Genomic DNA, 12,987 nt, shown 5'->3' on the forward strand with positions numbered 1-12,987 from the left:
CTTGGCAGAGCGGCGGCGCGAGGTCAATCGCGGCGCCTGTGGATCAGAGATCCACCTCTTCCTCCTCGTCGTCCAGCCGCGCCATCCGCCCGCCCGCCTTGGCGGTGGTGACCACGCCCAGCGACTTCAGCTTGCGGTGCAGCGCCGAGCGTTCCATGCCGACGAAGCTCGCGGTGCGGCTGATGTTGCCGCCGAAGCGGTTGATCTGGGTCAGCAGGTATTCGCGCTCGAAGAGCTCGCGCGCCTCGCGCAACGGCAGGGTGGCCAGCGCGCCGCCCAGCACCAGCCGGCCCTCGCCCTCGCTCTGGGTGTCGCGGCCCGGCAGCTCGCGCGCCTCGATGGGGCCCGGCCCGTCGCCGAGGATCAGCACCCGCTCGATCACGTTGCGTAGCTGGCGCACGTTGCCAGGCCAGTGCATCGTCTGCAGCATCGCCTCGGCGTCGGGCGAGAGGCTGCGCAGCGGCAGGCCTTGGGTGCGGTGGAACATGTCGATGAAATGCCGGGTCAGTTCCGGAATGTCCTCGCGCCGCTCCTCCAGCGAGGGCACGGCGATCGGCACCACGTTCAGCCGGTCGTAGAGCTCCTGCCGGAAGCGACCGGCGGCGATCTCGCTGCGCAGGTCGCGGGTAGTGGAGGAGATGACGCGCAGGTCGACCCGCACCTTGTCGGCGCCGCCGAGCCGGGTGAACTGCTGCTCGACCAGCACCCGCAGGATCTTCGACTGGGTGCCGAGCGGCATGTCGGCCACCTCGTCGAAATAGATCATCCCGCCATGCGCCTGTTCCAGCATGCCCGGCTCGACGCCGCGCTCCGGCGTCTCGCGGCCGAAGAGCACCTCCTCCATCCGCTCGGGCTCCACCGCGGCCGAGGAGACCGAGATGAACGAGGCCGAGGCGCGGTTGGAATTGGTGTGGATATAGCGCGCGGCCATCTCCTTGCCGGAACCTGCCGGGCCGGTCAGCATCACGCGGCCGTTGGATTTCGTCACCTTCTCCAGCTGCGCCTTCAGCGTCTTGAAGGCGGGCGAGCCGCCCAGCATCTCGGATGCCGTCACGTCGCGGCGGCGCAGCTCGCTGTTCTCGCGCCGCAGCCGCGAGGTTTCCATGGCGCGGGCGACCACGACCATCAGCTGGTCGATGTTGAACGGCTTCTCGATGAAGTCATAGGCGCCCTGCTTGATCGCGGCCACCGCAATCTCGATGTTGCCATGGCCCGAGATGATGACCACCGGCACATCCGGGTTGTCGCGCTTCACCGTCTTCAGGATGTCGATCCCGTCCATCCGGCTGTCCTTCAGCCAGATGTCGAGGATCATCAGCGACGGCGGCTCGGCGTTGATCTCGGCCATGCAGTCGTCGGAATTTCCGGCGAGCCGGACCTGGAAACCCTCGTCGCGCAGGATGTCTCCGATCAGTTCGCGGATGTCGCGTTCGTCGTCAACGATCAGGATGCTGCTCATCATTCCCCCTTCCCGCCTGAGGCGGTGTTCTTGCCGGTGCGCGTTCGGTTGCGCAGGGTCCGGGGCAGACGGATCTCCGCCATGGCCCCGGCATGTGTGTTGCCGTCGAAGACGGCGGCGTCGGTCAGCGACAGGGCGCCGCCGTGTTCCTCGATGATCTTCTTCACGATGGGCAGGCCCAGCCCGGTGCCCTTCTCGCGCGTGGTGACATAAGGCTCGAAGAGCCGCGCCCGGTCCGGCGGAAGGCCGGGCCCGTTGTCGGAGATGCGCAGGGTGACGGTCTCGGGGCCGACCTCGGCCTCCACCCGCACCTCGGGCTGGAAACCTTCACGATCCTCAACCGATTCAAGGGCTTCGCCGGCGTTCTTGATCAGGTTCGTCAAGGCCTGCGAGATCATCGTCGCGTCGAGCTCCATGATGAGCGGTTCGGACGGAAGATCGGCCGTAATCCGCACCCCCGGCAAGCCCGCTTCCTGGAGCAGCACCGCGTCGCGCAGGATCTTGCCCAGATCGGTCTCGCGCCGGTCGGGCTCGGGCATGCGGGCGAATTTCGAGAATTCGTCGACAATGCGGCGCAGGTCGTTGGTCTGGCGGATAATGACATCGGCATATTGGTCGAGATCGGCGGCCTGATCGCCCAGCATCGGGCGGAACTTGCGCTTGATCCGTTCCGCCGAAAGCTGGATCGGGGTCAGCGGGTTCTTGATTTCATGGGCGATGCGGCGGGCCACGTCACCCCAAGCCGCCATGCGCTGCGCCGAGACGAGGTCGGTCACGTCGTCGAAGGCGATCACATAGCCCTCGAGCCGCCCGCTGTCGCTGCGCCGCACTGACATGCGGACCAGCAGGCTCTCCAGCCGGCCCTTGCGCATCAGCCGGATCTCCTCCTGCACCGCGCCGCCGCTGTCGCGCAGCCGGTCGAAGAGGGCGGCGAATTCCGGCACCGCCATGGCGAGCGAGGTGCTGCCCACCTCCGGCAGTTCCAGCAGCCGCTCGGCCGAGCGGTTGACGAAATCGACCTGGCCGACGGAATCGAGCCCGATCACCCCGGCGGTCACCGAGGAGAGCACGGAGTCGAACAGCCGGCGGCGGCGCTCGGTCTGGCGGTTGTTGTCCATCAGCGCGTCGCGCTGGCCCTTCAGCTGGCGGGTCATCTGGTTGAAGATGCGGCCGAGCATGGCGATCTCGTCGTCGCCCTCCTCCTCCACCACCTGCACGTCGAGATCGCCCGAGCCGATCTTCTGCGCCGCTCCGGCCAGCCGGCCGACCGGCCGCGACAGCCGTTCGGCGAACCAGAGGCCGAGCCAGGTGGCGGCGAGGATCAGGATCAGCGCGAAGCCGAGATAGAGCAGGCCGAATTCGAAGAGGAGGCGGCCACGCTCGGCCTCGAGCTGGTGGTAGAGGGCGACGGTCTCGCGGGTCTCGTCGAGCAGGCTGAGGATCGAGCCGTCGACGGTGCGCGAGACGTAGAGATAGCGGTCGGGGAAGGCCTCCAGATGCACCAGCGCGCGGAATTCGTTGTTGGCCCAGTCCTGGATCACCACCGGCTCGCCGCTGCTGGCGCGGGCGATGTCGGCGGCGGAGGGGCGCTCGAAGTCGAAGAGATAGCTGCGCTCGCCGCGGGTCTTCAACTCGCCGCCGCCGTCGATCAGGAAGGCCTCCTTCAGCCCGCGCTGCACCAGCGCCTGGCCCTGGGTGAGGATCGGCCGCAGCTGGTCGTCCTGCAGGAAGAAGGTCGATTGCTTGGCGACGTTCAGGTAGGCGGCGAGGCTACGCGCATCCTCGGTCAGGTCGCGCTGGTGCTCGGCTTCATAGGCCTCGGCGGCGGAAAGCGAATTGCCCACCACCTCGCGCACCCGGTCGGAGAACCAGCCTTCGAGCCCGACGTTCACCGTCAGCACGGCGAAGACCGCGACCAGCACGGTCGGCACCAGCGCCACCAGCGCGAAGACCCCCGACAGCCGCAGGTGCAGCCGCGACCCCGCCGACTGGCTGCGGCGGTCGGAGACCATGCGGGCCAGCCGCGCCAGCACCAGCGCCGCCACGACGAGGATGTAGACGAGGTCGGCCAGCAGCACGAGCCGCAGCGAGGGCGAGTTGCCGCCCTGGTTCAGCGGCCCCAGCGCGAGGAAGGTCAGGACCGTCAGCACCGGCCCGAGGAAGACCAGCCCGAAGGTCATGGCGTTCTGGAAGCGGCGCTGACGCCGGAGCCGGGCCAGCTTTACCCATGTGTTGCTGCGCACCGCGCTTCGCACGAATCCCTAGCCCTTCATGCGGAGGACAAGGATTGTCCCCACGCGAGATATGGTGAAGTGCCGAAGGGAAGAGGCCCGTGCGACACGCCGTCTGTTGCTGTTTTACATCAGCTTGCGACGGCGTGTCACGCGAATATCGAGGTCGGTGATCTTCTTGCGCAAGGTATTGCGGTTGATCCCGAGCAGATCGGCACATTTCGCCTGATTGCCGGCGGTGGCGTCCAGCGCGATCTCGATCAGCGGGCCTTCGACCTCGCGCAGGATGCGCTGGTAGACGCCGGGCGGCGGCAGGGCGCCGCCATGCAGATCAAAGTAACGCTTGAGATGCCGGGCGACCGAAGCCGACAGCTTCTCGCCCTCGCCGCCGCCCTTCAGGGGTTCCATCGCCGGCTGGTTGCCGAGCACCGCCTCGACCTCGGAGCGCGAGATCTCGGCCTCGGCGGAGGTGACCATCAGCCGGCGCAGGGTGTTTTCCAGCTGGCGCACGTTGCCGGGCCAGCTGTAGGCGCGCACGAGGTCGCGGGCCTCGGCGGAGAGGCGGCGGGTGCTGCCCAGATCGCGCTCGCCGCGGGCGAGGAAGTGATCGGCCAGAAGCGGGATGTCATCGACGCGCTCGCGCAGCGAGGGCACATGCAGCGTGACGCCGCCCAGACGGTAGAACAGATCCTGCCGGAAGGCGCCGCTTTCCAGCCGCGAGCCTAGGTCGATCTGGCTGGTGGCCATGATGCGCGGCGCGTTGTCGCCCATCATGTCGAGCATGCGCACGATGCGGGCCTGGGTCTCCTCGTCATAATCGGCCACCTCGTCGAAGACGAGGCTGCCGCCCTTGGCGCGGGTGATGAGCGAGGACGGGCCGTCGACGCCCTGCAGGTCGCCCGCCTGCGCTACCACGAAGGGCAAGGTGCGGCGGTCGGAGAAATCGTGGATCGCCCGGGCGATCAGCGACTTGCCGGTGCCGGATTCGCCGGTGATGAGCACGGCGAGATCGGTGTTCATCACCCGCGCCACCAGCCGGTAGAGCGCCTGCATCGCCGAGGTGCGGCCCACCAGCGGCAGGTCGTCCCCCGCCTCGCGCGGGGCGGCGGTCCGCGCCGGGGCGCGGCGCTTCATGTCGAGCGCGCGGGCCGACCGCTTCATCAGGTCGGGCAGGTCGAAGGGCTTCGGCAGATAGTCGTAAGCCTCGGCCTCGGCGGCCTGGATCGCCGTCATGATGGTGTTCTGCGCCGAGATCACGATCACCGGCAGGCCGGGGCGCAGCTTGCCGATACGCGGCAGCGCCTCGAGCCCGTTACCGTCGGGCATGATCACATCCGAGATCACCAGATCGCCCTTGCCCTCCTCGACCCAACGCATCAGCGTCATCAGGCTGGAGGTCGCATGCACCTTGCACCCGGCCCGCGTCAGGGCCTGGGTGAGCACCGTGCGGATCGTGCGATCGTCATCCGCCACCAGAACCGTGCCATCCATCACTTCACCTCCATATCGTTCTGCGCCGCTTCCCGGGGCGCCACCGGCAGGGAGACACGGAACACCGTGCGCCCCGGAACGGAGTCGACGGCGATCCAGCCGCCATGGTCGGATATGATCTTGCTCACCAGCGCGAGGCCGAGCCCCGTGCCGTTCTCGCGCCCGGAAACGAAGGGCTCGAAGATTTCCTTGGCGATCTCGGGCTTGATGCCGGGACCGTCGTCGATGATCTCGACCTGCAGCGGCAGGCTCGATCCGGTGCCGTCGGTGCGCCGCAGGCGCAGCGAGAGATCGTAGAAGCTGCGCAGCCGGATGTTTCCGCCCTGCGGCCCCGCCGCCTCGGAGGCGTTCTTGATCAGGTTTAGGAAGACCTGCATCAGCTGGTCGGGATCGGCGAAGGTGGCGGGCAGCGAGGGGTCGTAATCCTCGGTGATCGTCATCTTGGCGGCAAAGCCCACCATGGCCGATTTCCGCGCCCGGTCGAGCGCGTCATGGATGTTGACCGCGCGGCGATCCGGCGGGCGCAGGTTGCCGAACTGCTCGACCTGTTCCAGCAGCTTCACGATGCGCCGCGTCTCCTCGACGATGAGGTCGGCCAGCTCGCGGTCCTCGGCGCCGAGGTTCATCGCGATCAGCTGCGCCGCGCCGGAGATGCCGGCCAGCGGGTTCTTGATCTCATGCGCCAGCATCTCGGCCATGCCTATGGCCGATTTCGCCGCCGATTTCGCCGCCGAGGCGCGGCCCAGACGGCCGGCGATCTCGCGCGGGGCGATCAGCAGCATGATGATGTCGGGATTGTCGTTCATCGGCGCGATCTAGATGTTGCACTGCACCGGCGGGCGCTCGCCCGAGGTGACATCCACGTCGTTGATGAAGATCGGCGACTGGTTGGCCCGCGCGCGAGCCAGAGCCTCGTCCATCGGCGCGTCGATGTGCAGCCGGTCGAAGGCGGGCTGGCCCTTCAGGCTGCGGTCCGAGGCGTTGAGGAACTGCTCGGCGGCGGGGTTGGACTCGAAGATCCGGCCGTCGACGTCGATCAGCACGGCCGGCAGCGGCAGGCTGGCCCAGATCACGCCGGGGACGGGATAGGGCGAACGGTAGGTCATGCGGCAGCCCTTTCCTGCGCGACGAAGGCTTCTCGCAATGCGCGGATCACCTGCGCCGGGCTGGTCCCGGTGACGATGGGGCCGCGCCGGGCGGAGAGACCCGCCGCCTCGAGATACCAGTTGAGATGCTTGCGGGCGACGCGCAGGCCGAGGCTTTCGCCGTAGAAGCCGAGCATGTCCTCGTAATGCGCGATCACCATGTCGGCCAGGGCCTCGCCTTGCGGGATGACGGGCTCGGGCGCGCCATGCAGCGCGGCGGCTATCTGCGCCAGCGCCCACGGCCGGCCCTGCGCGCCGCGCCCGACCATGACGCCATCGGCGCCGGAGGCGTCGAGCGCGGCGCGGGCGGTCGCGGCGTCGGTGATGTCGCCATTGGCGATGACCGGGATGGTCACGGCCTGTTTCACCCGGCGGATGGCGGCCCAGTCGGCGGCGCCGGTGTAGAACTGGCAGCGGGTGCGGCCGTGGATGGTGATCATGGCGATCCCCGCGCCTTCGGCGCGGCGGGCGATGTCGGGGGCGTTCAGCGCGTCATGGTCCCAGCCGAGCCGGGTCTTCAGCGTCACCGGCACCGAGACGGCGCCCACCACCGCCTCGATCAGCCGCAGCGCGTGGTCGGGCTCGCGCATCAGGGCCGAGCCGGACCAGCCGTTGACCACGCGCTTCGCCGGGCAGCCCATGTTGATGTCGATCACCCGGGCGCCCTGCCCTTCGACCAGCCGCGCCGCCTCGGCCATCCAGTGCGGATCGCAGCCGGCAAGCTGCACCGAGGTCGCGGCCTCGCCGAAGCCGAGCTCGGCCCTGCCCCGCGCTTCGGGGGCGGCGCAGACCACCTCGCGGCTGGCGACCATTTCCGAGACCACCAGCCCCGCGCCGAAGCGCGACACCAGCCGGCGGAACGGCAGGTCGGTGATGCCTGCCAGCGGGGCCAGCAGGACGGGAGGATCCACCGTGAGACTCGAGAGACGAAGGGCCAACTGCCTATTCCTTGTGCGTCAGCATCTCACCTAAGCCCAGCCGAAGCGGAACACAAATCGCCACTCTGCAAAACAGACTTAATAAAGTGCTTTGCACATATTTTACGCATCACTGCTCAAATGCTGTCGCGCCGCTGATCGGGCCGCGACAGGAGGGTCGATTGCCCCCCTTGCGGCTTTGGCCTAGACCTTGCGCAAAAGGATGACTGTCGCATGACAACAGCCGCGATCATCGTCGCCGCCGGGCGGGGAACAAGGGCGGGCGGAGACCTGCCGAAGCAATGGCAGCAACTGGCGGGCCGGCCGGTGGTGGCGCATGCCCTTGCCGCCTTCGGGGCTGCAAAGGGGGTGGACCGGGTGATTCTGGTGATCCATCCCGACGACCGCCCTCGGGCCGAGAGCTTCGGGGTGGAACTGGTCGAGGGCGGCGCCAGCCGCGACGCCTCGGTGCGCAATGCGCTGGAGGCGCTGGCGGGGCAAGACGTGGCGCGGGTGCTGATCCATGACGGGGCGCGGCCTCTGGTGTCGGAGGCGCTGATCGGGCGGTTGCTCGCGGCGCTGGAGGGGGCCGAGGGCGCGGCCCCCGCCGTGCCGGTGACGGATGCGCTGTGGCGCGGCGCGGGTGGCGCGGTGGCGGGCACGCAGGACCGCACGGGGCTCTGGCGGGCGCAGACGCCGCAGACCTTCCGCTACGAGGCTATTCTCGCGGCGCACCGGGCGCATCCGGGCGGATCGCTCGATGATGTGGAGGTCGCCCGCGCGGCGGGGCTTGACGTGGTGATCGTCGAGGGCGACGAGGACAATCTGAAACTCACCTATCCGGGCGATTTCGCGCGCGCGGAACGGATTCTGGCGAAGGAGAACGGCATGGATATCCGCACCGGCAACGGCTTTGACGTGCACAAGTTCGGGCCGGGCGACCATGTCTGGCTCTGCGGCGTGAAGGTGCCGCATGGCAAGGGGCTGGTCGGCCATTCCGACGCCGATGTGGGCATGCATGCGCTGACCGACGCGATCTATGGCGCTCTCTGCGAGGGCGATATCGGCGTGCATTTCCCGCCGTCTGACATGCAGTGGAAGGGCGCCGCCTCGCATATCTTCCTGCGCCACGCGATGCAGCGGGTGGCCGAGCGGGGCTTCACCCTCACCCATTGCGACGTGACGCTGATCTGCGAGCGGCCGAAGATCGGACCGGTGGCGGCGTCGATGCGCGCGGCGCTGGCCGAGATCATGGGCGTGGCGGTGGAGCGCATTTCGGTGAAGGCCACCACCTCGGAGCAGTTGGGCTTCACCGGGCGCGAGGAAGGCATCGCCGCCTCGGCCACGGCGACGCTGGTGTCGGCATGACGCTGACGCGGGCGATCTGCACGCTGGGCGGCGTCGGGCTCCTGCGCCCCGGCCCCGGCACATGGGGCTCGGCGGCGGCGATCGTGCTGGGGGTCGGGATCGACCATCTGCTCGGTTTTCCGGCGCTGGTCGTGGCGACGCTTCTGGTGACCGGCATCGGCTATTGGGCGCTGTCGGTGGAGCTGGCCGACCGGCCCGGCGACGACCCGTCGGAATTCGTGATCGACGAGGTCGCCGGGCAGTGGCTGGCGCTGATCTTTCCCGCCGCCGCCTTCTGGTCGCGCGGGATGGAGGATTGGGCGATCGCCGCCTATCCCGGCTGGCTCGCGGCCTTCCTGTTCTTCCGGCTGTTCGACATCTGGAAACCCTCGCTGGTGGGCCGCGCCGACCGGCGGCACGATGCGCTGGGGGTGATGCTCGACGATCTGGTGGCGGGGGTCTTCGCCGGGATCTGCGTCATCATCAGCGCCGGGATCGCCCATGGGGTCCTGATGCGATGAGCGATGTCGCTGCCCTGTTGAGCCTCGCCCGGGCGGCGAAGGCGCGGATCGCCACGGCGGAAAGCTGCACCGGGGGGATGCTCTCGGCGGCCCTGACCGATGTGGCGGGATCGTCCGACGTGTTCGACCGCGGCTTCGTCACCTATTCCAACGCGGCCAAGCAGGCGATGCTCGGCGTCTCGCCCGAGACGCTGGCGCGGGTCGGCGCCGTGTCGGAGGAGGTGGCGCGCGAGATGGCCGAGGGGGCGCTGGCGCGGTCGGAGGCGACGCTGGCGGTGGCCGTCACCGGCATCGCCGGGCCGGGCGGGTCGGAGTTCAAGCCGGAGGGGCGGGTCTGCTTCGGGCTGGCCCGGCGCGGACAGCCCACGCAGGTCGAGACGGTGGAGTTCGGCGCGCTGGGCCGGGCGGGCGTGCGGCAGGCGACGGTCGCCCATGCGTTGCGGCTGCTGGCCGAGGCGCTCGGCTGAGCGGTCGCGTAAACGTGACCGCGGCTCAGCCCCGGCCGGGGCCGTAGAGCGACGCCGCGCGTTTCTCGAAGGCGCGGACGATGCGGTGCATCGCCTCGTTGAACACCACGCCGATGATGCCCTGCAGGATGGCGTTGCGGAATTCGAAATCGACGAAGAAATCCACCTCGCAGCGCCCGTCCGGCAGATCCTTGAAGCCCCAGGTCGAGCGCATGTATTTGAACGGGCCGTCGAGATACTCGGTCTCGATGCGCTTTGCCCCGGGGAACAGCTTCACCCGGCTGCCGAAGCGTTCGCGGAACACCTTGAACGAGATCACCAGATCCGCCTCCATCACCTCGCCGCCCTCGATCGGCTTGCGCGACCGGATGCGCGCCGCGGAGTTCCACGGCAGGAACTGCGGATAGGATTCCACATCGGCGACCAGATCGTACATCTGCTGGGCGGTGTAGGGCAGCGGGCGGGTCTCGGAATGGGTCGGCATATCGGCGTTCTGTCCTCGCAGGCGGTCCGGGGCGGCGTGACTTGCCCGGCGGTATTGGGTAAAGCGTCGGCACAACGCAAGGGGTGGCCATGCCGACGAGACCTTATGTCATAGACCAGATGATTTCGCCGAAGTCGATTGCCGCGAGGGTCGAAGAGCTCGCGCGGGAGATCACCGCCTATTATGAGGGCACCGACAAGCTGGTGGTGGTGGGGCTGCTGCGCGGCTCTTTCGTGTTCATCGCCGATCTGGTGCGCGAGCTGCACCTGCCGGTGGAGGTCGATTTCCTCGAGGCCTCCTCCTATGGCGATGCGATGACCTCGAGCCGCGAGGTGCGCATCCTGAAGGATCTGCGCGGCGAGATCGCGGGCAAGGATGTGCTTGTGGTCGAGGACATCGTCGATACCGGCTTCACCCTCAGCCATGTCGTGCGACTGCTGCGCTCGCGCGAGCCGCGGCGGCTGGAGGTCTGCGCGCTGCTCGACAAGCCGACGCGGCGCGAGGTCGATATCCGCGCGACCTGGACCGGCTTCGAGATCCCCGACGAGTTCGTGGTGGGCTACGGCATCGACTTCGCGCAGCGCAACCGCAACCTGCCCTATATCGGCAAGGTGCGCTTCACCGACGAGGGATGATGGGGCCGCTCTGGCTCGTGCGGATGGCGCACTGGCTGCGGCATCCGCCCTCGCCGGGGAGGGTGAAGCTGGTGCTGGCGGTGGTGGCGTTCTGCGCCCTGCTGGTGCTGGTCGAGCGCTTCGTCGGCTGGCCGGATTGGGCGACGGTGAACGGCACGGGGCGGATGATCCGGCCCTGAGGCCGGACTGGGGCTGGCCATACGGGCTGCGAGCCCTATGCTTGGCAGGCGGGCGGCAGGGAGACGGGGATGCGCTGGATTCTGGGCATTGGGCTGGTTGTCGTGGCCGGGGTGGCCACCGGGCTGGTGGTGACGCAGCCCGAGCGGTCGGATGCCTCGGCGCTTGCCGGGCTCACGGGCGATGCGGCGCGGGGCGAGCAGGTGTTCTGGGCGGGAGGCTGTGCCTCGTGCCATGCGGCGCAGGGGGCGAGCGGCGAGGCGCTCTTGCTGCTGGAAGGCGGGCGCAGGCTGCCCACGGATTTCGGTGCCTTCGTCGTGCCGAACATCTCGCCCGATCCGGAACATGGCATCGGCGGCTGGAGCCTTGCCGATCTCGACTCGGCGATGCGGCATGGCGCCTCGCCTGAGGGAGAGCATTATTATCCGTCCTTCCCCTATACCTCCTATGTCCATGCGACGGCGCAGGACGTGGCCGACCTCAAGGCCTTTCTCGACACCCTGCCCGCCTCGGCCCGCGCCAACGAGCCGCATGAGCTGGGCTTCCCCTTCAACCAGCGCATCCTGCTGGGCGGCTGGAAGCTCTTGAACCAGAGTTCCGACTGGGTGGTGGAGGGCGAGCTGACCGAGGCGGAGGAGCGCGGGCGCTATCTGGTCGAGGGGCTGGGGCATTGCAGCGAATGCCACACGGCGCGCGATGCCTTGGGCGGCAAGACCGGCGCCTGGCTGGCGGGCGGGCCGAACCCGGAGGGCAAGGGGACGATCCCGAACATCACCCCGGGCGGGCTCGACTGGTCGGAGGCGGATATCGCCGAATACCTGTCTTCGGGCTTCACCCCCGACTTCGATTCGGCGGGTGGGCAGATGGCGGATGTGGTGAACAACATCTCGCACCTGCCCGACAGCGACCGCGAGGCGATCGCTGCCTATCTCAAGAAGGTTCCGGCGGTGGAGTGATCAGCCGAGCTTGGCCAGCCGCGCATCGCGCATCCGGGCGAAGTCGTCGCCCGCGTGATAGGAGGACCGGGTGAGCGGCGTGGCCGAGACCATGAGGAAGCCCTTGCCATAGGCGGCCTTCTCGTAGCTGGCGAATTCCTCCGGCGTCACGAAGCGGTCGACGCGGTGGTGCTTCGGCGTCGGCTGCAGATACTGGCCGATGGTGAGGAAATCGACATCTGCGGCGCGCATGTCATCCATCACCTGCAGCACGCCCTGACGGTCCTCGCCGAGGCCGACCATGATGCCCGATTTGGTGAAGACCGAAGGATCGAGCTCCTTCACTTTCTGCAAGAGGCGCAGCGAGTGGAAATAGCGCGCGCCGGGCCGCACCTCGGGGTAGAGGCCGGGCACGGTTTCGAGGTTGTGGTTGAACACGTCGGGACGCGCGGCCACGACCGTCTCCAGCGCCGAGGGGGCGCATTTCAGGAAGTCGGGCGTCAGCACCTCGATGGTGGTGGCGGGGGCGCGGTGACGGATGGCGCGGATGGTCTGGGCGAAATGGTCGGCCCCGCCATCGTCGAGATCGTCGCGGTCCACCGAGGTCACGACCACATGGTTCAGCCCCAGCTGTGCCACGGCATGCGCCACGCGCCCCGGCTCGAAGGCGTCGAGCGTGGAGGGCTTGCCGGTGGCCACGTTGCAGAAGGTGCAGCCGCGGGTGCAGATCTCGCCCATGATCATCATGGTGGCGTGGCCCTGGCTCCAGCACTCGCCGACGTTGGGGCAACCCGCCTCCTCGCAGACCGTGGTCAGCTTCTGGCTGCGGATGATGTCGCGGGTTTCCTTGTAGCCCTGCGAGACCGGGGCCTTGACCCGGATCCAGGAGGGTTTCTTCGGCTGCGCATTGTCGAGGCGATGCGCTTTTTCGGGGTGGCGCTGGTCGGGGATCGTCAAATCGCGCACGGTGTTTCCCATCGCAGAGGTCGGTGTTCCCTCCAGTGTAATCATCCGCGACGGGAACGACCAGCCCCGCTCGGGCGTTTGTCGCGCCGCCCGGCGTTTCCGGGCTGCACGGAGAGGCGGCGCCCTGCCCCGGAAACGGGCGGGCATCAGCCCATCCCGCCCACGCTGCAGCGCAGCATCTTGACCTCCGGGCCACGGGGCTTTAGCCCGGG

Annotated in this window: 12 protein-coding genes and 1 pseudogene; 6 read left to right on the forward strand and 7 right to left on the reverse strand. The window is 68.5% G+C overall.

The window, feature by feature from the left end:
• Positions 1 to 43: 43 nt before the first annotated feature.
• The 5 genes and pseudogenes from ntrX to dusB all read right to left on the reverse strand — a co-directional run bounded on the left by ntrX (position 44) and on the right by dusB (position 7,264).
• The gene (gene ntrX, locus C5F48_RS07830) at positions 44 to 1,459 is read right to left on the reverse strand and encodes a nitrogen assimilation response regulator NtrX (RefSeq protein ID WP_107663379.1); all 1,416 of its coding nucleotides are present in this window, start codon (positions 1,457 to 1,459) and stop codon (positions 44 to 46) included.
• A complete protein-coding gene (locus tag C5F48_RS07835) occupies positions 1,459 to 3,714 on the reverse strand; it encodes a sensor histidine kinase NtrY-like (protein WP_107663345.1) in 2,256 nt (751 codons plus the stop codon). The genes ntrX and C5F48_RS07835 overlap by 1 nt, the downstream gene beginning before the upstream one ends.
• A gap of 102 nt (positions 3,715 to 3,816) precedes the next feature.
• The gene (locus C5F48_RS07840; protein ID WP_107663346.1) at positions 3,817 to 5,181 is read right to left on the reverse strand and encodes a response regulator; all 1,365 of its coding nucleotides are present in this window, start codon (positions 5,179 to 5,181) and stop codon (positions 3,817 to 3,819) included.
• Positions 5,181 to 6,287, reverse strand: a pseudogene (locus C5F48_RS07845) (two-component system sensor histidine kinase NtrB). Before C5F48_RS07845 ends, C5F48_RS07840 begins: the two are co-directional and overlap by 1 nt.
• Positions 6,284 to 7,264: a tRNA dihydrouridine synthase DusB gene (dusB, locus tag C5F48_RS07850; RefSeq protein WP_107663347.1), complete on the reverse strand. Its 981-nt coding sequence runs from the start codon at positions 7,262 to 7,264 to the stop codon at positions 6,284 to 6,286. The pseudogene C5F48_RS07845 and the gene dusB overlap by 4 nt, the downstream one beginning before the upstream one ends.
• 213 nt (positions 7,265 to 7,477) lie before the next feature.
• Between dusB and C5F48_RS07855 the strand changes: the two genes are divergently transcribed.
• Genes C5F48_RS07855 through C5F48_RS07865 form a run of 3 tightly spaced genes read left to right on the forward strand, consistent with a single transcriptional unit; the run spans position 7,478 to position 9,578 of the window.
• A complete protein-coding gene (locus C5F48_RS07855) occupies positions 7,478 to 8,611 on the forward strand; it encodes a bifunctional 2-C-methyl-D-erythritol 4-phosphate cytidylyltransferase/2-C-methyl-D-erythritol 2,4-cyclodiphosphate synthase (RefSeq protein WP_107663348.1) in 1,134 nt (377 codons plus the stop codon).
• Positions 8,608 to 9,111, forward strand: a complete 504-nt coding sequence (locus C5F48_RS07860) for a phosphatidylglycerophosphatase A family protein (RefSeq protein ID WP_107663349.1) — start codon at positions 8,608 to 8,610, stop codon at positions 9,109 to 9,111. Before C5F48_RS07855 ends, C5F48_RS07860 begins: the two co-directional genes overlap by 4 nt.
• Positions 9,108 to 9,578, forward strand: coding sequence for a CinA family protein (locus C5F48_RS07865; protein ID WP_107663350.1), 471 nt, complete (start codon positions 9,108 to 9,110; stop codon positions 9,576 to 9,578). The genes C5F48_RS07860 and C5F48_RS07865 overlap by 4 nt, the downstream gene beginning before the upstream one ends.
• Before the next feature lie 25 nt (positions 9,579 to 9,603).
• Here C5F48_RS07865 and C5F48_RS07870 read toward each other — a convergent pair whose 3' ends face one another.
• Complete coding sequence (locus C5F48_RS07870; protein ID WP_107663351.1) at positions 9,604 to 10,062, reverse strand: type II toxin-antitoxin system RatA family toxin; 459 nt, start codon at positions 10,060 to 10,062, stop codon at positions 9,604 to 9,606.
• A gap of 89 nt (positions 10,063 to 10,151) precedes the next feature.
• Between C5F48_RS07870 and hpt the strand changes: the two genes are divergently transcribed.
• The 3 genes from hpt (at position 10,152) to C5F48_RS07885 (ending at position 11,830) form a co-directional block, all read left to right on the forward strand.
• A complete protein-coding gene (gene hpt / locus C5F48_RS07875) occupies positions 10,152 to 10,697 on the forward strand; it encodes a hypoxanthine phosphoribosyltransferase (protein ID WP_107663352.1) in 546 nt (181 codons plus the stop codon).
• Entirely contained in the window at positions 10,694 to 10,876 is a 183-nt protein-coding gene (locus C5F48_RS07880; protein ID WP_373454334.1) for a hypothetical protein, read from the forward strand. The genes hpt and C5F48_RS07880 overlap by 4 nt, the downstream gene beginning before the upstream one ends.
• A gap of 69 nt (positions 10,877 to 10,945) precedes the next feature.
• Positions 10,946 to 11,830 (forward strand): cytochrome c, encoded by an 885-nt coding sequence (locus C5F48_RS07885; RefSeq protein ID WP_107663356.1) that lies wholly within the window; start codon positions 10,946 to 10,948, stop codon positions 11,828 to 11,830.
• Here C5F48_RS07885 and lipA read toward each other — a convergent pair whose 3' ends face one another.
• Entirely contained in the window at positions 11,831 to 12,787 is a 957-nt protein-coding gene (lipA, locus tag C5F48_RS07890) for a lipoyl synthase (RefSeq protein ID WP_107663357.1), read from the reverse strand.
• Positions 12,788 to 12,987: the final 200 nt, after the last annotated feature.

This window comes from Cereibacter changlensis JA139 (genome assembly GCF_003034985.1).
Lineage (GTDB): Bacteria > Pseudomonadota > Alphaproteobacteria > Rhodobacterales > Rhodobacteraceae > Cereibacter > Cereibacter changlensis.

What these genes read in the sequence shown, in the direction of transcription:
- ntrX (WP_107663379.1), bottom strand. Translation starts at nt 1,459, where the DNA reads ATGAGCAGCATCCTGATCGTTGACGACGAACGCGACATCCGCGAACTG.
- C5F48_RS07840 (WP_107663346.1), bottom strand. Translation starts at nt 5,181, where the DNA reads ATGGATGGCACGGTTCTGGTGGCGGATGACGATCGCACGATCCGCACG.
- C5F48_RS07855 (WP_107663348.1), top strand. Translation starts at nt 7,478, where the DNA reads ATGACAACAGCCGCGATCATCGTCGCCGCCGGGCGGGGAACAAGGGCG.
- C5F48_RS07860 (WP_107663349.1), top strand. Translation starts at nt 8,608, where the DNA reads ATGACGCTGACGCGGGCGATCTGCACGCTGGGCGGCGTCGGGCTCCTG.
- C5F48_RS07865 (WP_107663350.1), top strand. Translation starts at nt 9,108, where the DNA reads ATGAGCGATGTCGCTGCCCTGTTGAGCCTCGCCCGGGCGGCGAAGGCG.
- C5F48_RS07870 (WP_107663351.1), bottom strand. Translation starts at nt 10,062, where the DNA reads ATGCCGACCCATTCCGAGACCCGCCCGCTGCCCTACACCGCCCAGCAG.
- hpt (WP_107663352.1), top strand. Translation starts at nt 10,152, where the DNA reads ATGCCGACGAGACCTTATGTCATAGACCAGATGATTTCGCCGAAGTCG.
- C5F48_RS07880 (WP_373454334.1), top strand. Translation starts at nt 10,694, where the DNA reads ATGATGGGGCCGCTCTGGCTCGTGCGGATGGCGCACTGGCTGCGGCAT.
- C5F48_RS07885 (WP_107663356.1), top strand. Translation starts at nt 10,946, where the DNA reads ATGCGCTGGATTCTGGGCATTGGGCTGGTTGTCGTGGCCGGGGTGGCC.
- lipA (WP_107663357.1), bottom strand. Translation starts at nt 12,787, where the DNA reads ATGGGAAACACCGTGCGCGATTTGACGATCCCCGACCAGCGCCACCCC.